This is a genomic window from Campylobacter blaseri, assembly GCF_013201895.1.
Taxonomy (GTDB): Bacteria; Campylobacterota; Campylobacteria; order Campylobacterales; family Campylobacteraceae; genus Campylobacter_B; species Campylobacter_B blaseri.
In genome coordinates, this window is sequence record NZ_CP053841.1 from 1,032,666 (window position 1) to 1,055,041 (window position 22,376).

Consider the following 22,376-nt stretch of genomic DNA (forward strand, 5'->3'; position numbering starts at 1 on the left):
GATGGATAGAATTGTTGAGATAGAAAAAGTAAGCTTTGAAAAAGAGTATGAGGTAAGTCTAAGACCTAGTAGTTTTTATGAATACATAGGTCAAGAAAAAATAAAACAAAATCTTAAAATATTCATTGAAGCTGCCAAAAAAAGAGAAGAGAGTTTGGATCATGTACTTTTCTATGGTCCTCCAGGTCTTGGTAAAACAACACTTGCTCATATAATCTCAAATCAAATGAACTCTAATATAAAAATTACAGCTGCACCTATGATTGAAAAAAGTGGGGATTTAGCTGCAATTTTAACAAACCTAGAAGAAGGTGATGTTTTATTTATAGATGAAATTCACCGTCTAAGCTCAGCAATTGAAGAGATTTTATACCCTGCTATGGAAGATTTTAGACTTGATATTATTATAGGAAGTGGTCCTGCTGCCCAAACCATAAAACTAGATATTCCTAAATTTACCTTAATTGGTGCAACTACAAGAGCTGGAATGATAAGCGCACCTTTAAGAGATAGATTTGGGATATCTTTTAGACTTCAATTTTATAGCTCAGAAGAGTTAGCTAAAATCGTTCAAAAAGCATCAATTAAGTTAAATAAAAAAGCGGATAAAAATGCTGCTTTAGAGATAGCAAAAAGAAGTCGTGGAACCCCTAGGATAGCCCTTAGACTTTTAAAAAGAATTAGAGATTTTGCTGATGTGAATAATGAAGAGGTTATATCGCAACAAAGAGCCAAAAACTCTCTTGATAGCTTAGGCGTAAACGAGCTTGGTTTTGATGAGATGGATATAAAATACCTAAGCACGCTTTTTGAAGCCAACAAACGCCCAATGGGGCTTAGCACAATAGCAGCAGCTCTAAGTGAAGATGAGGGAACAATTGAGGATGTAATAGAGCCATATCTAATTGCAAATGGATATATCCAAAGAACTGCAAAAGGTAGAATTGCAAGCTATAAAAGTTATGAAGCCTTAGGGCAAAGTTATGACAAAGGACTTTTTGATGAAAACTAGTAAGTGGTTTTTTATCTCTTTTATACTATTTGTATTTTGCTGGGTAATCTACCTATTTAAACCATTTTTAATGACTTTTTCAATAGGTATTTTACTAGCACTCTCTACTTCCAATATACACCAAAAAATACTAAATTTAACAAAACAAAAAAGTCTTTTATCAGCATGCTTAACCACTTTAACAGCTTGTTTGCTGTTTTTAGTGCCATTTTCTTATGCTATATCCAAGCTTGCAATCTATGGAGCAAATATTCAATTTCAAGATATTAAAGACATACTACTAACCATTAAAAACTATGACTACCCTATTCCTGATAGCTTGAGCTTTATATTGCCAGAATTTGATAATATTTTTAGCTCTGTAAATATAAATAAGATTGCATCAAAAAGTTTAGAATATGCATCAAATATAGGGAAATCAAGTGTAAATTTTATAGTTGATATGGGTCTTATTTTAATTTTTTATTTTATTACAAACCTATACATAAATCAAATTATTGAATATGTAAAAACCTATATACCAATGGAGGGCGAACAGTTTGACTATATATTTGATCAGACATCGAATACAATGAGCGTAGTTTTATACACAACAATTTTAAACTCTGTATTCCAAGGATTCTTGTTTGGAGCCATGGTGATATTTTTTGGATACGATGGGTTTTTACTTGGTATATTATATGCTTTTGCTTGTTTAATACCAATTGTAGGCGGTGGTTTAGTTTTTGTGCCTGTAGCCATTTATGAGCTAGCAAAAGGAGATTTGATAGGTGGTATTTTTATACTTTCATATTCTATAATAGTTGTGGCATTTTTAGCAGATAATATAGTAAAACCATTTATAACTAAATTTATAAATTCAAAACTTGTAAAAGAACCTGCAAACATAAATGAGATAATTATATTTTTTGCAATGCTAGCTGGGATTTCAACATTTGGTTTTTGGGGAATTATCTTAGGCCCTGCTATAACTACTCTATTTGTAGCGACACTAAAAACATATCACAACCTAAAACAAAGCAATCAAATTTAAAAATTGATTGCTTTTAAATCATATTTTATATCTTGATGTTTTGTTTTTAAAATATCTATATAATTTAAATTAGATTCCAATATTTCTAAAATTTTTTCATTTAAAGAGTTTAATGTTTTTTTGATAAAAGTCCTATCGCCTATAAAATCACCCTCAAACTCATAATAGTTTAAATTTTTTAACATTTCATTTTTAAAATCATCAAATTTAGGATAAAAAAGTGGGAATGTTAAAGGATCACTCTCATAATCTTCAATTGATTTTAAAACTTTATCTTCTATAAGATTGGCGCTTAGTTTAACGGAATTTTGATAATTTGTAGAAATTTTAATATCTATCTTCTCAAAAAAAAGTTTAATTTCTTGTGATGTTTTAAAAAAAGCATTTTCATAATTTTTTAAAAAAAGTTCATACACCTCGCTAGCAACTTTGGAGGCAATTTCATTTTCAATACTAGAATATATATCTTTTTTCTTTATCATAGACTCATGCCTACCCTTAAAGAGTAAAATTTCTCTTTCTAGCTCTTTATAGCTACTTTGCATATCATCTAAAATCTCTTTTTCAAAATCATTTAACTTAGATCTAAATACCCTAAAAGCGGTTGCAAGCTTATCATCATTATATAAAAGTTTAGATAGTGCAAAATCCTTGTTAAATCTAGGACTTTTATAATCAACCTTTATATAATTTAAATTTGAAGATAAAATTCTCTTTTTGCCTTCTTTGAAGTAGTGAGCATCAACCCCTTCAACACAAGTTTCAAATATTTTACTAATAGAACTTGAAGTTTCATTTATCCAGTTGTAAATTTTTTGAAACTCATTTGCATAGAGCTCTAAATTGTGCTCAAATTTTAAAGATATTTTTGTTACCATCTCTCTTAATATATCTTCTAATTTTATGTATAATTTTACATAAAATTCTCTCTCCTTAATAAGATCAGATAAAATAATGTTAAATTTATCTCTTACAAGATTTTCTTTTTTGCCTTCAAGAGCGTTTAAAAACTCTCTTACTTCATTAAATCCACTATCTTCTAGTCCTTTACTTTCTAGCTTTGATGAAATGGCTATAACATCTAAAAAATACTCTTTAAATATCTCTTTTGAATACTTTAAAACCTTTTTGCACTCTTCATCACTAATTCTATCTTTTTGACTAAGCAAAGATAGTGAGTTGTTTTTTAAGTATTTTGGAAGTTTTGTAGCATCTTTTATCTCACTTGCTCTTGCTGCATTATCTATAAGGCTTACCCATAACACTGCGCCAATTTTATCAAATATATTTATAGTTTCATTTGTATCATCATCACTTCTTGAGTTTAGTCCTGGAGTATCTATAATAGTAAAGTTTTTTAAAGCTTCGTTGCTAAGATATATTGTTATATCTTTAACATCTTTCATATCTCCTCTTTGATCTGTGTAAGCTTCAAGCTCATTTACTGCTAGAATTTCCTCCCTGCCATCAAAATGTTTGATTTTAATAAGATCAAATGGAGAGTATTTTATCGTTGTAGTTTTAGCAGTTACAGGTGTTATACCTGTTGCCAATATATCTTTACCTAGTAAAGTGTTCAAAAAAGTTGATTTCCCACTACTAAATTGACCTACAACAGCTACACTAATGGGTTCATGTTCAAGAATCGATATTAAACTCAACTTATCTTTTAACTCATTGCTTGGATGATTTTTTGGCTCTAAAAGTTTTTTACAAACCTTTTTAAAATCACCCCAAAAACCATCTTCAAACTCTAAAATATAGTTATCTTGATAATCTTTTATAAAATTATTAAGCATTGTTTAATCTCTTTTCTATATCTTTTAAAATGTTTAAATCTTTTTTAAGCTTGCTGGCCTCTTCCATTTCGTCTTTTGAGCTATTTTGTTTGTTATAAAAAATCTCTTCAAGACTGCTTTGCTTATTTTCGAGCTCTTTTTTAAATCCTAGAAGTTCCATTTTTAAAGACTCTTTAAAGCTACTAGTATTTTCCTTACTTAGCTTGTTAACCATATTTTTTAAATCCAAATCATTTAAAAACATATCAAAATAACTCTCTAAAAGTTGAGACTTTTTTTCTAAGCTAAGATTTTTTTTAATTATTTCTAAAATTTCATAGGAAAATTTAATCTGTTTTTCTTCATTAAGGTTATCATCTATAAATTTTTTAATATTCAAACTAAAGTTACTGTTTAACTTTAATCTATCTTTTAAATTTGATTTAATTAACTCTATATCTTTTGAAATTTGATATGCTATATCTCTTAACACATCTGTTATTATATCTTTTAGTCTGCTTTGACTTATTGTCTTTATCCTATCAAAATCAGGCTTTGTCTTTTTACTTTCATTGTATTTTAAATCAAGTATAATTCCATCTTTTATACCTAAAAAAGCATCTTTAAATTTAAGTTCAAAATTTATATCACTATAATCAAGCCTATTTAAATATCCATTTATCTCATTTTCAGTATCGGATATCTTGGATTCTAGGTTAGATATCTCTTTTTTTAGTCTATCTTTATCACTTTCTAACTCTAAGTTATTTTTACTTAATTTTGATACTTTAAATTCCATATCTTTAATAAGCCTAGAGCTTATAAGCTTTAACTCTTTTAGATAACTTTGGATGATCAAATTTGCTTTTTGCGAATTTTTACCAAAAAACATATTGTATATATAGTTTTTTAACTCATATATACCATTTTTACTTATATTATCAATCTTAAAGTATTTAACGTTGTCTATTAAATTAGTAGCAAAACCAAATTTCAAAAGCTCCTCTTTTATGCTTTTTTCAGTATAGCTTACAACATCAACAAGCTCTTCTTCGCTAAGCAAATCAGAATGAGTTAATACAACTATTAAAGAGCTATTTTTAGAGTTTTGAAGCGTATCCACTATAAAACTAATATCTTTTTTAGTAGAGCTTTGAGAGGCATTCATAAGATGAATTATAGTATCACTTTTATCCATAAAATATTTTGTTAATTCTTCTCTTAAAACAACCGTATCATCAAGCCCTGGAGTGTCTACAATGCTAATATTATCTTTTAGCATTGGCAAGTCCAAGCTTAGTTCAATCATCTTAATATATTTAGAAATTTCAAATTGTGCGGATGTATAATTTATAAGTTCACTTAAAGGTACTGTTTTATCTTCATACCTCTTATCAATTCCAAATCTTTTTAACTCTTCATCATTATAAAAAACAATCTTAGCAATACTACTTTTACCATATTTAAGCAAAGAGAGATTGGCAGTTTCTGGTATATTTGATGTACCTAGTATATCACTTCCTAAAAAAGAGTTTAACATGCTTGATTTACCAGCATTTATGACGCCAGTAACAGATATAACAAACTCGCTATTATTAGACTTTTCTTTTACATCATTTGCCTGCTTATCAAATCTACTAAGTTCGTCTGCTAAGGAGTTTAACTCATCTAAACTTTTATAAAAGCTAAAATTTTGTTTTATATCTTCAAAAGGTATATCTTGTTTTAAAAACTCAATAGTATTTAAAAACCTTTGTATCTGTTCATACTTTTTACTATCTATAATTTTTGATAATTTTAATGTTTTTAAGTTATTTAGTGTCTCAAGTTTTGAAATTTCAATATTTTTAATACCATTTATGACCCCTATTTGAGCTACTTGTATTCCATAAAGTGAATTTTCTAATTTTAAATGGTCTAAAATATCCTTAAAGCTACTCAGATTTGAAATTCTATCTATGTTGTCTTTATCTACTAGTAAAATGATTGCAGCTATTTTTGAATCAGCTTCAACCTTAATATCATAAGATATACATAGTCTATCAATACCCCAAATTTCATCTAAAAATTCATCCATTAACGCCCTTTTTACAAACTAACTAAATAATATTAAATGATTTTGATTTGTTATTATGTTTAGTTCTGATTTATTTCTAATGTCGTAGATTGTATCTTTTTATAAAAATCTTTAATTTAAAAACTTATATAAAAAGATAAAACAGGGCATTTTGCCCTGTTTTTAGCCTTATTTAACGTTAACTAATTTTCTTCTTAAGTAGGCTATTTTACTTTGAAGCGGTAAGTGTTTTGGACAATTATCTTCACATCCAAGTAAAGTCATACATCCAAATACCCCATTATCATCTCCAATTAATTCATAGAAGTCTTCATCGGTTCTTTTATCATGTGGATCAACTTTGAATCTTGCGATTCTATTTAACCCAACAGCACCTACGAAATCTTCTCTCATAAGAGCAGTTCCGCAACTTGCAACACAAATACCACACTCAACACAGCGGTCTAGTTCAAAAGTTTCTTCAGCTACTTTTGGATCAACTTTTTCTTCAAGTCTTGATATATCAACTTCTTCGTTTGTATGAACCCAACTTTCAACTCTTTTATTCATTGAAGCCATCCACTCTCCTGTGTTTACACTTAAATCTTTAATAAGTTTAAATGCAGGCATAGGCATAAGCTCAATAACTCCATCAGGATAATCTTTAGTAAGTGTTCTACAAGCCAGTTTTGGAACACCATTTACAACCATTCCACAACTTCCACAAATTCCAGCTCTACATACAAAGTCAAAACTTAAATCAGAATCATATTTTTCTCTTATAACATTTAAAGCTATAAAAAGAGTCATTCCGTCAGTTTCTTCTAATTCATAACTAGCAAAATGTGGTTTTGAAATTTTGCTAAGTGGGTTATATTTAAAAGCTTTAATCGTTATTTTTCTACTCATCACCTACTCCTACTCTTTCGTTTGGTAATTTATACTTTTCTTGTAATTCATAATGCATTAGTGCGTCTTGAATTTCATATCTGCCTTTGCCTTCTTTTTCCATTTTTTCTCTTATTTCATCAACTTCTTTTTGTCTCTTTGCGCTATCAGGATGCTCTATAATATTTCCTTTTGCACCATAACCTCTAAATGCAGGAGGAATTTCCATCTTCATAATATCAAGTGGCTCATAAGAGATAATTGGCATAGTTTCACCCTCTTTCCAGTTTGCAAGAGTTCTTTTTAGCCAGTTCTTATCATCTCTTTTAGTGTAGTCTTCTCTATAGTGAGCTCCCCTACTTTCTGTTCTTAAAAGTGCTCCGTATGCTACACATAAAGCAAGTTTAATCATCTTAGGTGTTCTATATGCATCTTCTAGCTCAGCATTACCATATTTTTCTTTATTTTTAATCTCAATTTCAAGTGAGTCTTTATAAAGCTGTTCAAGTTCTTTAACTGCTGTTTCAAGACCTTTTCCATCTCTAAATATAGCAACGTGTTCCCACATGATATCTTTCATTTTGTTTTTGATATCGTAAACGTTATATTTACCTTTTTTATTTAAAAGCTCTTCAATATAATTTTCTTGTCCATCAACAAATTTTTGTATATCTTCTGAGTTTATATCTATCTCTTGTTTTCTACAATGTTGTGCAAAATAATCACCAACAATCATACCAGCAACTACAGTTTCAGAAACAGAGTTTCCTCCAAGTCTGTTAAATCCGTGCATATCCCAGCAAGCTGCTTCACCGCAACTAAATAGACCTTTTAAAGTTGGACTTTCGCCTTTTGGATTTGTTTTGATACCACCCATTGAATAGTGTTGCATAGGAAGAACTGGTGCCCATCCTTTTGGACCCTCATCAGCTGGATCAATTCCATTAAATATTTGGCAAATTTCTTGAACATCTCTAAGGTTTGTTTCAATATGTTCTCTACCTAATATTGATATATCAAGCCAAACATGCTCGCCATATGGACTTTTAACACCTTTACCTTTTCTTATATGCTCCATCATTCTTCTACTTACAACGTCTCTACTTGCAAGTTCTTTCTTTTCAGGCTCATAATCAGGCATAAAGCGATAACCATCAACGTCTCTTAATATACCACCATCACCACGACAACCTTCAGTTAGTAAAATTCCACTTGGAACAATTGGTGTTGGGTGAAATTGCACTGCTTCCATATTTCCAAGTTGTGCTATACCTGTTTCAAGTGCAATTGCCGCACCAATACCTTCACAGTTTACAGCATTTGTTGTGTGTTTATAGATTCTTCCATAACCACCTGTTGCTATAAGTGTTCCGCGTGCTACATAGGCTTCAATTCTTCCATCAATTAAATCTCTTACAATCGCCCCATAGCATCTATTGCCTTTATGGATTAAAGCAATAGCTTCTTTCCTATCTCTAATATCAACATCTCTTTTAACACACTCATTTGCAACTGCAAAAAGCATTGTATGACCTGTGGCATCGGCTGTATAACAGGTTCTCCATTTTTTAGTACCACCAAAGTCTCTTGAGTGTATTAAACCATGAACTTCGTCTTTTTCTTCAATAGTAGTTTTTTTAGCATTAATTACAGCTGTTCTTTTTCCTTTTGTAATTCTAGTCCAAGGAACACCCCAGCTAGCAAGTTCACGAATAGCTTTTGGAGCTGTTTGTGTAAACATTCTAGCAACCTCTTGATCACATCCCCAGTCACTACCTTTAACAGTGTCTGCAAAGTGAACATCTTCGTTGTCACCTTCACTCATTTTTGAACTACCAACACTTGCTTGCATACCACCTTGTGCTGCTGCTGAGTGAGAACGGCGAACAGGACACATACTAAGTACAATAGTACTATTACCAGCTTCTGCTGCTGCAACCGCTGCTCTAAGACCTGCTAATCCCCCACCAATTATTAGTGAATCACAATAAATTATATTCATAAAATTTCCTTTTTAACCTAAACTTAACCAAACTAAATCTGCTACAATAGTAAACGCTAAAAACGCACCCCAAACTATAAAGTTTATATTTTTAATTTTAGCTCTTTTTGCTTCTGCTTCGTGCTTAGTTCCTTCAATGCTTATCCATTTTACATATAATCTATATGTTCCAATTGATGCATGAACAACAGTAACAATTATAAGCAACAAATAAAATATATGAAGTTGTGAAAACCTTCCTATTGATAGCTCTGCAGTAACTTGTTCGCCAAAAATTATAGTTATAAGGTGTGCACTTGCAAAGAAAAATAGTAAAAATCCACTTAAAAATTGAAACCACCACATAGTTGTGTCTAAATGTTTCATTCTAATTTTATGAGCTTTGAATGCTTGATAAGCTCTATAATTTGCAGGAAATTTTCTCATAGCCAAAAACGCATGGGCAACAAAAACAACAAAAATACCAAAAGCTGCTATATTTGTTATTTGATATATTCCTCCTGGCTCAGCAAGATGAACTACTGATTCAAACGCCCCCGTACCTAAAACAATGCTTCCAGTAAATAACATATGAAAAAGCATGAATACAGCAAGAATTAAACCACTTAAGCTTTGAAGCTTGTCTTGTAGTGCTGGAATTCTACTTTTTTTGTTATCTACTGATTTACCTAAAAAACCTTCGATTGTTTCCATTATTTAAACCTCCTTAAAATAAAATATTAATTTATATTTAAATATTACACTAAGTTTGCTGTTTATATACTTAAATTTTTATTTTTACTAAAATATTTATAATAAGCATAAAAACTAAAAAACAACATTATAAAAGAGAGTATCTGACCCATACTTAGTCCGAATATATATTTACCAAGTTGATAATCTGGCTCTCTGTAAATTTCACTAATAAATCTCATAATAGAATAAAGTATAGCATATAAAACTATAAGTTCTCCATCAAATTTTTTATATTTTCTATATATAAATAAAATTATAAAAATTAAAATTCCTTCTAATAAACCTTCATATAACTGAGATGGATGTCTTAAAATACCATCGACTTTAATTCCCCATGGCATAGTTGTAGGAATTCCAATAAGCTCTTTATTTAAAAAGTTTCCAACTCTTCCAAAAAAATACCCAAGAGGAACACTAAGTGCAACTAAATCTAAAAGAAGCCATTTTTCAGTTTTGTATTTTTTACAAAATAGTAAAGTAGCAATCACAAATCCAACAACAGCCCCATGGTAACTCATACCACTAATTCCAACAAACTCGCCGTTATAAAAAGGATTAAAAATTTCCCAAGGATGAGTTAAATAAAATAACTGATTGTTTGAATATATAAAGATATACCCAAGCCTTGCACCAAGAATAACTCCGATTTCAACCCATATAAAATAGTTTTCTAAAAATGAATTAGAATATGGAAATTTATCTTTTTTAGCAAAATATTTAGCCATAAAAAGTGCAACTAATAGTGCTAAAACATACATAATTCCATACCAATGCACTTTTAACCCAAATAAACTAAAAGCCACAGGGTCAAAATGACTATAAATTTCGTTCCACCAATTCATTATGCTTTAAGACCTAAAGTTATTTTAATCATTTTTAAATAATCATCTAAAAACCATCCAAGAGCTTTATAGTAATCGCTTTTTGCATTAACTTTTAAATGCTCTGCTAAGCCTCTAAAAGATTCCATGAAGTACTTTGTTAGATAAAGCCCTAAGAAAAGATGAGTTTTTTCATCACTATCATTTTTAAATATAGCAGCTAGAAATGCTAGCATATTTACAGAGTGAGAATTTTTAAACTCTTTAAAAGGTGCTTGATATCTTTGTTTTTCAAACAACATTTTAACATCTATCTCACTAACGAGCTTAAAGCTATCCATTGCAAAAAATTCTTTTAAGTTTTTAAAATCTTCCTCAACATCTTTTTGAATTCCCTTTATAGCTTTATGCCAATATTCATGCCCTTTTTCATTCTCTTTTGTCTCATTTTTTACTATCCAATTTGGAGCAAGCTTACTAAATTTATCCTCTGATATAGCCTCTTTAAAATTTGTAGCAAAAATAATTGCTATCATTGCATATAAATCTTTTACTTTCATAAAATTCCTTTAATTATTTTTAATTTCAGCAGCACTCAAAACAGAATCAATGCCATATTTTTCTCTAATTTTTTGAATACTCAAATAAATCTTTTTATCTTTATCATCACCGCTAAAAAGATTTTTTTCAATACTCCCCTCATCTACAAAACCCCCTACTCCAACACTTATATACATTATAGAAAATTGCTTAAGTTTATCACATCTATCAAAAAGCTCCATCATTGTTTTATCTAGCAAGTTTTCTGAAAATTTCTCTTTTATAGTTACGCTTTGTGAAAAAGTCTGTCTATCATAATAGCGAATTTTAAGCTCAAATTTAGTTGGATTTTGTCCAAATTTAAATATATCAAAACTTAAGTATCTACAAAGAATCAAAACTCTTCTTTTTACCTCTTGCCTATCCTTTAAGGCATCAAAAGTTCTACCTCTAGAAAAGCTTTTTCTCCTAGATAAAATCTCCAAATCATTACCGCCACTACCTGTTATATTTTCGTATAGTTTTATTCCATTTTTTCCAAGTTTTTCAAATACAAACTTAGCGTCCCATGTTTGACCTATAGTAAAAACGCCATTTTTGTTTAAAGTTTTTAAAACTGATCTTCCAACGCCTGGAAATTTGCCTATATCTATATTTTTAAATTTTTGCTTTGCTTCATCAACTTTTGTAAGTCCTATACCAAAAGGCTTTACCATATCAGTTGTAAATTTAGCTATAAATTTACCCTCACTAAGCCCAATACTGCAAGGAAGTCCTAGCTCATCTAAAATTTGAGATTGTAGTTTTTTTGCAAAGCCAATTGGATTTTTTTTAGCACTAATTCCTTCTAAATCCATAAAAAACTCATCAATGCTATATTTTTCAATGTCTGGAGTATAACTATACAACAAATTATGAAGCTTTTTTGAAAGTTCTTTATAAAATTTCATATCTGATTTTGCTATTAGCAAATTTGGACAGAGTGCTTTTGCTTTTTTAAGTATCATTGCTGATCTTACACCATATTTTCTAGCTTCATAACTAGCACTTAAAATCACGGTTCCAACCCTATCTTCTTCCCCAAAAATGGTGGCGCTATTGCCACCTACAACAGCAACGGGCTTGCCTTTTAGATTAGGATTTTGAAGTCTTAAAGCTGCTACAAAAAAACAATCAAGATCCAAATGAAGTATCATTTTAAAGTAGTTTGCCCTATTATATCAATTCCAAAACCGCTAATTCCAGCAAAATCCCCTTGTTCGTTTGAGCTTAAAATATTTATCTTTTTAATGCCTAATTCTCTTAAAATTTGAGCACCTATTCCATACTCTTTAATTAAATTTTCACTATCATCAAAGCTATTATTTAAAAATATTAAAACTCCGCCTTTTTTTGAAAGCATATCAATGTATTTCATAAACTCATCATATTTTTTTGAAGTTAAAAAATTTAAATCAGTTGAAACTTTATGAAATTTAACATTGGTTTCTTCTTTTATATCTCCAAAAACAAATACTTTATGGCTATTTTCTCTATGATCTTTTACATCATAACACAGAGTTTTATAACCTGCAAAAACACACTCTTTCTTATCACCAAAACTTATTAGTGTCTCGTGTTGAAGTCTATATTCTACAATTTGTGCGATTGAAACCATATTTAAATTATGTTTTTTGCAAAACTCATCAAGATCATCTCTTCTTGCCATAGTTCCATCTTCATTTACTATCTCACATATAACAGAAACAGGTGCAAGTCCAGCCATAACACACAAATCAATACTTCCTTCGGTATGTCCAATTCTTTCCAAAACTCCACCAGCCTTTGCAATTAAGGGAAAAATATGACCTGGTGCCACAAAATCACTCATCTTAGTAGATGGATTTGAAATTAATTTTATAGTCATATCACGCTCTACTGCACTAACTCCAGTTGTAGCCTCTTTGGCATCAACTGTTATAGTAAAAGCAGTTTCGTGATTTGATGTATTATCTCTAACCATAAGATCAAAGCCTAATCTTTTTGCAATCTCTTTACTAACAGGAGTACATAAAATACCTTTTGCGTGAGTTATGGCAAAATTTACCTTTTCAACATCGCAAAAAGCACCAGCGAATACCAAATCTCCTTCATTTTCTCTATCTTCATCATCAACTATAACTATCATCTTGCCATTTTTTATATCTTCAATGGCCTCTTTAACGCTAATTAAACTCATTTTTTATTATCTCCTCAACGCTTTTTACTTTTTGTTTTATTCTCAGTTTTTCATTGCTATTTTTTATATCAAAATTTGCATTTAAATAGACTCTTTTATAATCACTTAAAGCCTCATTGCATTTCTCTAAAATAAAAAACGCCTCTTTTAAACTTTCTGTTTCAAAAACAGAATTCATAGCATTTAGTTCGCACTTAACATTTAACTCTTTTAAGACTTTGTGAACTTTTGCAATCTCTTCTGCTTTACTTTTATCACCATAAAGTGAAAAAATACTAAAACTAACAACTACACTCATATTTTAGCTCCGAAAATCCCTCTTTTATTTTTTGATATAAATCCTCAAATGGAACTCCAATAACCCTAACAGATGAGATAGTTGTTATAAAATTTGTATCTCTTTCCCATCTTGGAACTAAATGATAATGAACATGTTCAGCTATACCAGCACCTGCTGCTTCGCCTAAGTTCATACCGATATTAACACCATTTGCTTTGATTTTGTCTTTTAAAATTTCAACACCTTTTCTAACATAAAAACTCATCTCTTGCCAAACTTCTTCATCTAGGTTTTCAATATTGTTAGTGTGCTCATTTGGTATAACCATAAAAGCGCCTGGACTATATGGATATAAATTCATTATCCCAAAACAGTGTTTTGCTCTAAATAACAGACCATGCTTTTCATAATTTTTTATATCTTTTAGGGCATTGCAAAATGGACAACCCTTTGTTTTATTTGAAAAATACTCACTTCTCCATGGTGCACAAAGATACTCCATACTAAGCTCCTTTAATACTTCTTACTGCCAACTCTACATCATCTTGACGCATAAAACTCTCACCTATTAAAAATGCATCAACGCCCATTTTATGCAACTCAACAAGTTGTTTATGCTCACTAATGCCACTTTCAGCTACTATAATTTTACCATTTGGCAAAAGTGGAATTAACCTCTCGCAAAGACTCATATCCATATTAAAAGTTTGCAGATTTCTATGGTTTATGCCAATTATATCAGCCCCTGCAAATATTGCTTTTTTAATATCTTCTTTATCATGAGTTTCAACCAAGGCTTCAAGTCCTAATCTTCTTGAAAACTCAAGCAAGCTTTTAAGCTCTTTACTACTTAAAGCCGCTGCTATAAGCAGTATAAAATCAGCTCCATATATAAAAGCTTCTAGAATTTGATACTCATCAACTATAAATTCTTTTCTTAAGATTGGAATTTGTGTATATTTACGAACTAGACTTATATACTCCAAATTTCCTTTAAAATAATGTGGTTCAGTTAAGATTGAAAAGGCATTAGCTCCACCTTTTTCATAAGCGATAGCTATATCAACAGGGTCAAATTTCTCTCTTATAATACCTTTACTAGGACTTGCTTTTTTAACCTCTGCTATTATCTTATATGGATCATCTTTTGTAGTTTTTAAAGCACTTTTAACATCTCTTGGCGAAAAAGGATTTGATGAAAGGCTTCTGCCTAGCATATCAAAAGGTAGTTTTTTCTTTTTATCTTTTAAATCTTCTTTGGTTTTTTTTATAATCTCATCAAGTATCATTTTTTACCTTTTAAACATTTTTCTATAGCTTTCATATGAAGTTTACCCTCTTTGTTATTGAAGAACTCTTCATCATTAATTTTTTGCATTATTTGGTTTGCTTTTTCGCACTCATTAAGCTTATAATATCCCCAGGCTAGTGAGTCTAGATAGTAAGGGGATTCTGGCTCTTTCAAAATGGCTTTTTCTATAAGCTCAAGCCCTTTTTTTATATTGATATCATAATCTATTAGTAAATATCCATAGTAATTTTGATATACATCATTGTCTAGCTGGTTAGCTGATTTTTCAAAATTTAGTAAAATTTCATAAAGTACCTCATCGGATATATTTGATTCATATTTTTCATATAAATATATAGCTTTCATTGCCAAAAACTCAATATCTTTAGTAGATTCATATGAATTTTTTGCTGTATCAATAGCCTTATCATAATCTTTTATAAAGCCATATATTTCAACTAATAATTTATTATTATTGCCATATTTTTTTAATATATCTATTGCATTTTGATAATCTTTAGTGTATAGATAAAAATTAATAATCGTTTCTAAAAAAACTTGGTTTTTTGTTTGTTCATATAAATCTTTATAAATTTCTATAATTTCTAAATATCTACTATATTTTTCATATATATCAACCAACTTAACACATATATTTGCTGTACAGCCTTTTAGTTTTCTATATGTCTCAAGCTCTTTAATGGCTGAATCTTCATCATTTAGTTTATCAATATAGATATTTGAAAGGTCTAATAGCGTATTTTCATTTGGATTTAATTCATAAGATTTTTTATAGCTTTGCAAAGAGTCGTTATACAATCCTAATTTTTCTTGTGCCAATGCTAAAAAAGAGTAATTTCTAGAAACAGGCTCTAATTCCACTAGCTTTTTTGCTACCTCTAAGGCTTTTAAATTATCTCCTATGTCTAAAAAATATGCAGTTTTAACCCTTAAATAGTTAGTATCTTTACTAAGGTTTTTATCTTCTATTTTAATAAGTTCATGAATTTTATCATTTCTAAACATGTAAGAAAGTTGAACTGCCTCTTTTAGATACTCACTTTTTTTAGTCATATCATAAAGTGATTCAAAAGTATCAATGGCTCTTGCTCTGTCGCTCTTTTTTTCTTCAAATCCCTTAAGGATTAAAAAGTTTTCTTTTGCATTTTCTTCTTTAAAAGCCAATCCTTCAATATAACAAATCATTAGTATTAAAAGTAATTTTATAACCGTTTTACACCTATGCATTCCTCTTCAAGCTCCTCATAATTTTCTTTAAAATAATCCCAAAATGGAAATGTTCTGCACTGTTTTGGACGGTAATCATAAACTGAACAATTCAAATCCATCTCATTAAAAAATATACAGGCAAATCCATCTTTAAATATCTTTTCTTTGATACTAAATTTAGTACCGAATTTATCTAGGTATTTTAACCTAAATTCATCAACATTAATTCCTAAATGGTTAGCTAGCGTTATCATTTCTGCAGGAGTTATCCATATATAGCCACTTTCACCTGTACAACATTTTCCTTTGCATACTTCACACTTTTTAGGATTAAAACTATAACAAAATCCCTCTTTTTGCACTATACATCCACGCTTTCTAAATTCGCTTCTTTAAAAATCCTATAGGCCTCTTTACTGTATCCACTATCATCGCTCAAATATATACTTTCCATAACATTACAAAGAGATTTTGAGCTTTTTTTAGCTTCAGCCAAAACAACTTTTGCACTTTTACCCTTTTTTGGATATATAAATTTTAGTTTTGTCATGCTAAATTTATTCTCTAAAAGCAAATGTGAGATATACATAAGTTGTTTTGCATCATAACAAAAAACTAAAGAACCATGTGATTTAAGGTGAGAGCTTGAGTTTTTTATCAAATTCTCAAGGCTTAAATTTGAAGAATATCTACTTATACTTAAATGCTCATTTTCACTTTTTCTAACGCCATCATGGTAATATGGTGGGTTTGAAACTATTAAATCAAACCTTTCATTGCTTTTAAAACTCTTATAATCAGCCTCTATAATCTCACATTCTATATTATTAACCTTTGAGTTTTTGATACAAAGATTGATATTTTCTTTTTGTATATCAAGCAGAGTAACATTACTATCTTTTAAATCCCTTGCAAGTAAAAGACCAAGAACTCCACTCCCAGCACCAACTTCTAAAATTTTACCCTTTGGTTTTAGATCTTTAGTAAAGTGATATAGCATTATAGTGTCACTATTATATCTATATCCGTCTTTAAATTGATATATTATCATCTATTTTTACTATTTATATGTTCTATTATAGTATTTGAATGATTAAGTGCGACTACGATAGAAGCACCACTTCTAGTAGCTAAATCCCCACCAACATAAAGACCTTTAATATTGGTTTCACAATTCTCATCTATAATTGGAATCTTTTTTTCATCTACTTCTATATCAGAGCTTTTTAAAAAATCAACAGGAGTAGTTCCTCCAATAGCATAAATAACTCTATCATAGACAAAAACCCTACCATCTTTATAGTTTACTAAAACTTTACCTTCTTCGTTTTCAATGCTCTCAATATCAGTTTTTAAACGAAGTATTATATTTCCATATTTAACATCATATGCTAAGTTTTTAGCATTTATCTCATTTATCCTTGTAAACTCGCCTTTTCTATATGATAATGTAACTATATTTTCTCTTGAAAGTGTCATAGCGTATTCCACAGCTGAGTTACCTCCACCAACTACTAATATCTTTTCACCTGTGCTACATTTATCAAGATTAAAATTAACTCTTTGGGTAATTGATGGTGGTATTTTATAGCTAGGTTTATTTGGTCTTCCCATTCTACCAACAGCAACTATAACATTTTTAGCAAAGTAGTGTTTGTGTGCTGTAAAAATTTCAAAATTTCCATCACTATTTTTAACAATTTTTTCAACCTCTGTTTCAAAGATAGCATCTATAGTTTCATTATCTAAAAGCGCATCAAAATAGTTTAAAACATCCTCTTTTGAGCCAGTTTCAAACTCCACTCTTCCTTTTGTTTGACTATCTAAACCTTTGTATTCTTTATCTACTCTTTTGTTATCTTTATAAAAAGTCCTAATTGTCTGTGAGTGGTTATCTCCTTTTTCAAGAAGAAGTATATTTTCTATTCCACTTATCTTTGCCTCAACAGCAGAAGCTATCCCGCAAGGTCCTCCACCTATTATAGCTATATCATAAACACTATCCATTCTCTACCTTTAAGTTTTATTTGTTATATCATATTATAATTATATTTTTATAAAATAAGATAAATATTAAGGCTTAAGATGGAAAAATTATTAAATATAACTAAAAATTCACAAAATTCTCTTTTAAATCTAACCCCAGATCAAAAACAAAAGACAATTCTAGATATGGTAAGTGAGATTAAAAATGCAAAATATGAAATTTTAAAAGCCAATGAACTTGATATTAAATTTGCAAAAGAAAATAATCTAAGTAGATCCATGATAGAAAGATTAAAACTAAATGATGAAAAAATAGAATCAATTTTAAAATCACTACAAGATATAGCAAATCTTAAAGATCCAGCAGGAAAAATACTTGATGGATGGACTAACCATGCAGGGCTTGGCGTTCAAAAAGTAGCAATTCCTATAGGTGTAATTTGTGTAATATATGAGTCTCGCCCAAATGTAACAGTTGAGGTGGCAAGCTTGTGTTTTAAAAGCTCAAATGCTGTTGTTTTAAAAGGTGGAAAAGAGGCACAAAACTCAAATTTAGCTCTAGTAAAATGCATTCATAAAGCTTTGGATAAAAATAAAATTAATAAAAATGTTGTGACATTTTTAGAAAATTTCCATAGAGATGATATGATGGATTTAATTAAAATGGATAAATACATAGATGTAATCATCCCAAGAGGTGGCAGTTCATTAATAAATCTTATATCAAAAAACTCAACAATCCCTGTTATAAAGCATGATAAAGGGGTTTGTCATATATTTGTTGATGAGAGTGCAAAACTTGATAGCTCTTTACAAATATGCATAAATGCAAAGATTCAAAACCCTAGTGCATGTAATGCTGTTGAGACAATTTTAATACATGAGTCTTTGGTGGATTCATTCTTTTTAGATTTAACAGATGAGTTTAAGAAGTTAGGTGTTGAGATTTATGGTTGCAAAAAATCTGCTCAAATTTTAGATTGCAAAGAAAGTAGCTATGAAACATATGATAATGAATTCTTAGATCTAAAAGTAAATATAAAAATTGTTGAAAATTTAGATGAAGCTTTATCGCATATAAGAGAGTTTAGTTCAGATCATAGCGAGGCTATTTTAAGTGAAAATATAACAAATATAGAAAGATTTTTAAATGAGTTAAATAGTGCTTGTCTATATGCCAATGCTTCAACTAGATTTAGTGATGGTTATGAGCTAGGATTTGGTGCAGAGATTGGGATTAGCACTAATAAACTTCATGCAAGAGGACCTATGGGACTTGATAGTTTAGTTACTTATAAATATAAAATTATAGGAAATGGTCAAGTTAGAAAATAGATAACGCATTACTTTACTAATCATAAATAAATGCACCACTATGAATATATGTATATTTGCAATAATATAAAAAATTTGTTAAAAATATAAACATCTAAGATTGAATTTGGAGTATTTAATTACTCCAAATTCAAATATATGAAGATTACTCTTCTTCTTTTGCTATACCATCACTAGCATATGCTTGTAAGAATCTAAGAATTCTATCTCTTTCTTCGTCTGTTATTTTTGCAAAAAACTGCATAGCAGATAGATAAGCATCCCACTCATTCATCTTATGCTCTTTTGGTTTATGTGCAGCATGGCAAGAACTACAAGAGTCATAATACATAAGCTCAATCTCTTCCCAAGAAGCATACTCTCCATCTGTTAAATCTTCTGAATCTATAAAGAATTTAGCTTTTGGTTGTGCTTTTGTATTTTTAAGATTATAAAAAGTTACAAGTGGATCTTTCTTATAAGCCACCATTGATTCATTATCAGCCGTAACTTCACCAACTACCTCAATTAAAGTTAAATTTCCATCTTGTTTTATAACTTTTACAGGTGTTCCTTCATAAATTTCGCCAACTTCACTTTTATTTGTTGGGTCAAATAGCTTTGATTTTATATCAAAAACATACATTGTTTTAGCAAAAGCAAAACTTGATAATATCGTTAATAATACTAATGTTTTTTTCATACTTATACTCCTTTTACTACCGGTGCTTTTATGCCAACATATGCTTTTTCATCTACTTTTTTAATAGAAGCCAAGCAAGTATTTGCTGAGGTTGATTGTGCCATTGTTGATGTTGGAATTGATGGTGTTAAAACATTCACATGTCCTGCGATACATCTTGGTTTTTCATCAGTTGTATTCTCAGGATCATACCATGTACCTTCGCAAATAGATATAACTCCACTCATAATTTTATCAGTTACTACAGCTCCAGCTAGAAGTTTTCCTCTTTCATTAAATACCTCAACAGTGTCTCCATCTTTGATATTATATTTTTTAGCATCTTCACTATTTATCATAACAGGTTCTCTATTTCCTACTTTATAAAGTTTTCTCATAAAGCAGTTATCTAATTGAGAGTGAATTCTGTATTTAGGATGTGGACTTAATACATGGAATGGATATTTTTTAGTTTTTTCCTCATCTCCTAGCCACTCTGCAGGCTCAAACCAAGTAGGATGTCCTTTGAAGTCTTTTAATTTCAAATCAGCAAATTTTTGAGAAAATATTTGGAATTTACCTGATTCTGTTCTTAGTTTATTTGCTTCAGGATCAGCTCTAAATTCCGCATGTCTAACATATTTATAAGCATCTTCGCTTGGTTCAAAGTAAACATAACCCTTTTCCCAAAAATCCTCAAATGAAACATAATTTGGACAATCACTTCTTTCATAAAATCCTTTTATTCTCTCCATTTTTGTTCTATTGCCTGTAAATTTCCTATGCTCTCTTTCTCCAACTCTTTTTGCCATTTCTTCAAATACATCATAATCATTTCTTGATTCCCAAAGTGGCTCAATAACTTTTTTCATAGCATAAACATAATCTTGAGAATATGAACCGCCATATGACATATCATCTCTTTCAAGCGGTGTTGTAGAAGGTAAAACTATATCAGCCATTTTTGCCATAGGTGTCCACCAAGGCTCATGCACTACAACAGTATCAAGCGTTCTAATAGCTTTTATTAGCTCATTTGCATTTGGATGATGTCCTAAAACACTTGAACCAACAGCATACATAACTTTTATGTTAGGATAAGTTAGTTTTCCACCTTTAAAATTAATCTTTTTACCAGGATTTAAAAGCGCTTCACTAATTCTTGAAGCTGGAATATTTACATCAACTTTATTTTTACCTTGTGGGAGACCAACAGGAAGCATAACCCCACTAAATGCTTGACCACCACCAGCATAATGCATAGAAAAACCAAACCCACCGCCAGGAAGACCTATTTGACCAATGAATGCAGAAAGAACCATTAAAGTCCAATCAGCTTGCTCTCCATGATGAGCTCTTTGCATAGCCCAGTTTCCTGCTAAAAAAGTTCTATTTTTAACAAAAGTATCAGCTAGTTGTTTTATAATATCTTCATCAACACCTGTAATTTTTGAAGCCCAAGATGCTGTTTTTTCAACTTTATCTTCTGTTTTACCTAGTAAATATGGCAAAAACTTATCAAACCCATCTGTGTATTTTTCTATGAAATTTTTATCATATTGTTTTGTAGTGTATAAATAATGCATCATTCCAAGCATTAAAGCTACATCGGTATTTGGGCGAATTTTAATCCATTGTGCATTTAAATCTTTTGCTATTTCTGTGTATTGTGGATCAATTGTAATAAATTTTATATTTGATTTTGCATATTTTTTATAGTAGTCATTGTTTGCTCTACTAGGAACTTTATAATCAACTTGATTACATTTTAAAATATCAGCACCCCACATTACATAAACTTGTGTATTTTCTAAAATTACTTCATGTGCGGTTTGCAAAGAGTATACTTCCAAATCTCCCATCACAGTTGTATTTACCTTACCTGCTGCACCATTACTATACTCTCCATCAGTTCCAACAGCTCCACCAAAAACAGTGTTAAAAAATCTTCCTGCAACAGCTGAACAACTATGAAGCATTCCAGGATGCCCCCAAGAGCCATAGCTTGCATTATAAATTTCATCAATCTTAACGCTTTTTAATTTATCTAAAATTAATTCCATAGCTTTATCCCAGCTAACACGTACAAATTCCTCTTTACCACGTAGTTCGGGGCTTTTTTTACCTTCAAGATAGCTTTTTCTAACGCAAGGATATTTTATTCTTGTATCACTATAAACTCTATCTTTCCAAGCCTCACTCCAAGGAACCTTTGGATCTTTATCAGATTCTTGTGGTCTAATTTTTACTATCTCTCCGTCTTTGTTAACATCGGCATAAAATGCTCCTATATTTGAAGCGTGAGGTATGCTCTTTAGGCCTTTTTCATTAGCAAGTAATGGATTTGCAGAAACTGCAAGTGCTGTTGTAGCAACAGATGATTGCAAAAATTTTCTTCTTGTTATTGCCATTATTTAACTCCTTATATTTAAAATAATTACCATTATATAAAAAGATATCATTTAAACTTCATTATTAAAATTAAATTCAGCTTATTTAGATTAGAATAA

The 22,376-nt window shown here is 30.0% G+C and carries 21 protein-coding genes; 3 read left to right on the forward strand and 18 right to left on the reverse strand.

Features of this window, described 5'->3' with window-relative positions; genetic code table 11:
• Position 1: 1 nt before the first annotated feature.
• Positions 2–1,012, forward strand: a complete 1,011-nt coding sequence (gene ruvB / locus CBLAS_RS05340; RefSeq protein WP_106872744.1) for a Holliday junction branch migration DNA helicase RuvB — start codon at positions 2–4, stop codon at positions 1,010–1,012.
• Entirely contained in the window at positions 1,002–2,045 is a 1,044-nt protein-coding gene (locus CBLAS_RS05345) for an AI-2E family transporter (protein ID WP_106872742.1), read from the forward strand. Before ruvB ends, CBLAS_RS05345 begins: the two co-directional genes overlap by 11 nt.
• Here the strand turns inward: CBLAS_RS05345 and CBLAS_RS05350 are convergent.
• The 16 genes from CBLAS_RS05350 to CBLAS_RS05425 all read right to left on the reverse strand — a co-directional run bounded on the left by CBLAS_RS05350 (position 2,042) and on the right by CBLAS_RS05425 (position 17,891).
• A complete protein-coding gene (locus CBLAS_RS05350) occupies positions 2,042–3,844 on the reverse strand; it encodes a dynamin family protein (protein ID WP_106872740.1) in 1,803 nt (600 codons plus the stop codon). The genes CBLAS_RS05345 and CBLAS_RS05350 overlap by 4 nt on opposite strands.
• Positions 3,837–5,900: a dynamin family protein gene (locus CBLAS_RS05355; protein WP_106872738.1), complete on the reverse strand. Its 2,064-nt coding sequence runs from the start codon at positions 5,898–5,900 to the stop codon at positions 3,837–3,839. The genes CBLAS_RS05350 and CBLAS_RS05355 overlap by 8 nt, the downstream gene beginning before the upstream one ends.
• Positions 5,901–6,068: 168 nt before the next feature.
• Positions 6,069–6,788, reverse strand: a complete 720-nt coding sequence (locus tag CBLAS_RS05360) for a fumarate reductase iron-sulfur subunit (RefSeq protein WP_106872736.1) — start codon at positions 6,786–6,788, stop codon at positions 6,069–6,071.
• Complete coding sequence (locus tag CBLAS_RS05365) at positions 6,781–8,769, reverse strand: fumarate reductase flavoprotein subunit (protein WP_106872734.1); 1,989 nt, start codon at positions 8,767–8,769, stop codon at positions 6,781–6,783. Before CBLAS_RS05365 ends, CBLAS_RS05360 begins: the two co-directional genes overlap by 8 nt.
• Before the next feature lie 12 nt (positions 8,770–8,781).
• On the reverse strand, positions 8,782–9,465 hold the full coding sequence (locus CBLAS_RS05370) for a fumarate reductase cytochrome b subunit (RefSeq protein ID WP_106872732.1): 684 nt from the start codon (positions 9,463–9,465) through the stop codon (positions 8,782–8,784).
• Between the two features lie 59 nt (positions 9,466–9,524).
• Positions 9,525–10,346 (reverse strand): prolipoprotein diacylglyceryl transferase, encoded by an 822-nt coding sequence (gene lgt / locus CBLAS_RS05375; RefSeq protein ID WP_106872730.1) that lies wholly within the window; start codon positions 10,344–10,346, stop codon positions 9,525–9,527.
• The gene (locus tag CBLAS_RS05380; protein ID WP_106872728.1) at positions 10,346–10,885 is read right to left on the reverse strand and encodes a hypothetical protein; all 540 of its coding nucleotides are present in this window, start codon (positions 10,883–10,885) and stop codon (positions 10,346–10,348) included. Before CBLAS_RS05380 ends, lgt begins: the two co-directional genes overlap by 1 nt.
• A 9-nt stretch (positions 10,886–10,894) precedes the next feature.
• A complete protein-coding gene (locus CBLAS_RS05385; protein ID WP_106872726.1) occupies positions 10,895–12,061 on the reverse strand; it encodes a DNA polymerase Y family protein in 1,167 nt (388 codons plus the stop codon).
• Complete coding sequence (locus CBLAS_RS05390) at positions 12,058–13,083, reverse strand: bifunctional 3,4-dihydroxy-2-butanone 4-phosphate synthase/GTP cyclohydrolase II (RefSeq protein WP_106872724.1); 1,026 nt, start codon at positions 13,081–13,083, stop codon at positions 12,058–12,060. The genes CBLAS_RS05385 and CBLAS_RS05390 overlap by 4 nt, the downstream gene beginning before the upstream one ends.
• Positions 13,070–13,381 (reverse strand): thiamine-binding protein, encoded by a 312-nt coding sequence (locus CBLAS_RS05395; RefSeq protein ID WP_106872722.1) that lies wholly within the window; start codon positions 13,379–13,381, stop codon positions 13,070–13,072. Before CBLAS_RS05395 ends, CBLAS_RS05390 begins: the two co-directional genes overlap by 14 nt.
• Complete coding sequence (locus CBLAS_RS05400; protein ID WP_106872720.1) at positions 13,365–13,865, reverse strand: HIT family protein; 501 nt, start codon at positions 13,863–13,865, stop codon at positions 13,365–13,367. The genes CBLAS_RS05395 and CBLAS_RS05400 overlap by 17 nt, the downstream gene beginning before the upstream one ends.
• A gap of 1 nt (position 13,866) precedes the next feature.
• Positions 13,867–14,652, reverse strand: a complete 786-nt coding sequence (gene trpC, locus CBLAS_RS05405; protein ID WP_106872718.1) for an indole-3-glycerol phosphate synthase TrpC — start codon at positions 14,650–14,652, stop codon at positions 13,867–13,869.
• Complete coding sequence (locus tag CBLAS_RS05410; protein WP_133169629.1) at positions 14,649–15,902, reverse strand: tetratricopeptide repeat protein; 1,254 nt, start codon at positions 15,900–15,902, stop codon at positions 14,649–14,651. Before CBLAS_RS05410 ends, trpC begins: the two co-directional genes overlap by 4 nt.
• Positions 15,878–16,249 carry a YkgJ family cysteine cluster protein gene (locus CBLAS_RS05415; protein WP_420913002.1) on the reverse strand — a complete coding sequence of 124 codons (372 nt, stop codon included), beginning with the start codon at positions 16,247–16,249 and terminating at the stop codon, positions 15,878–15,880. The genes CBLAS_RS05410 and CBLAS_RS05415 overlap by 25 nt, the downstream gene beginning before the upstream one ends.
• Positions 16,246–16,935, reverse strand: coding sequence for a tRNA1(Val) (adenine(37)-N6)-methyltransferase (locus CBLAS_RS05420; protein WP_106872712.1), 690 nt, complete (start codon positions 16,933–16,935; stop codon positions 16,246–16,248). Before CBLAS_RS05420 ends, CBLAS_RS05415 begins: the two co-directional genes overlap by 4 nt.
• Complete coding sequence (locus CBLAS_RS05425) at positions 16,932–17,891, reverse strand: NAD(P)-binding domain-containing protein (protein WP_106872710.1); 960 nt, start codon at positions 17,889–17,891, stop codon at positions 16,932–16,934. Before CBLAS_RS05425 ends, CBLAS_RS05420 begins: the two co-directional genes overlap by 4 nt.
• 78 nt (positions 17,892–17,969) lie before the next feature.
• On the opposite strand from CBLAS_RS05425, the gene CBLAS_RS05430 reads away from it, so the two are divergent.
• Positions 17,970–19,205 (forward strand): glutamate-5-semialdehyde dehydrogenase, encoded by a 1,236-nt coding sequence (locus CBLAS_RS05430; protein ID WP_106872708.1) that lies wholly within the window; start codon positions 17,970–17,972, stop codon positions 19,203–19,205.
• A 145-nt stretch (positions 19,206–19,350) separates the two neighbouring features.
• On the opposite strand, the gene CBLAS_RS05435 is transcribed toward CBLAS_RS05430, so the two are convergent.
• Complete coding sequence (locus CBLAS_RS05435) at positions 19,351–19,887, reverse strand: hypothetical protein (protein ID WP_106872706.1); 537 nt, start codon at positions 19,885–19,887, stop codon at positions 19,351–19,353.
• A gap of 2 nt (positions 19,888–19,889) precedes the next feature.
• Positions 19,890–22,277, reverse strand: coding sequence for a molybdopterin-dependent oxidoreductase (locus CBLAS_RS05440; protein WP_106872704.1), 2,388 nt, complete (start codon positions 22,275–22,277; stop codon positions 19,890–19,892).
• Positions 22,278–22,376 lie beyond the last annotated feature (99 nt).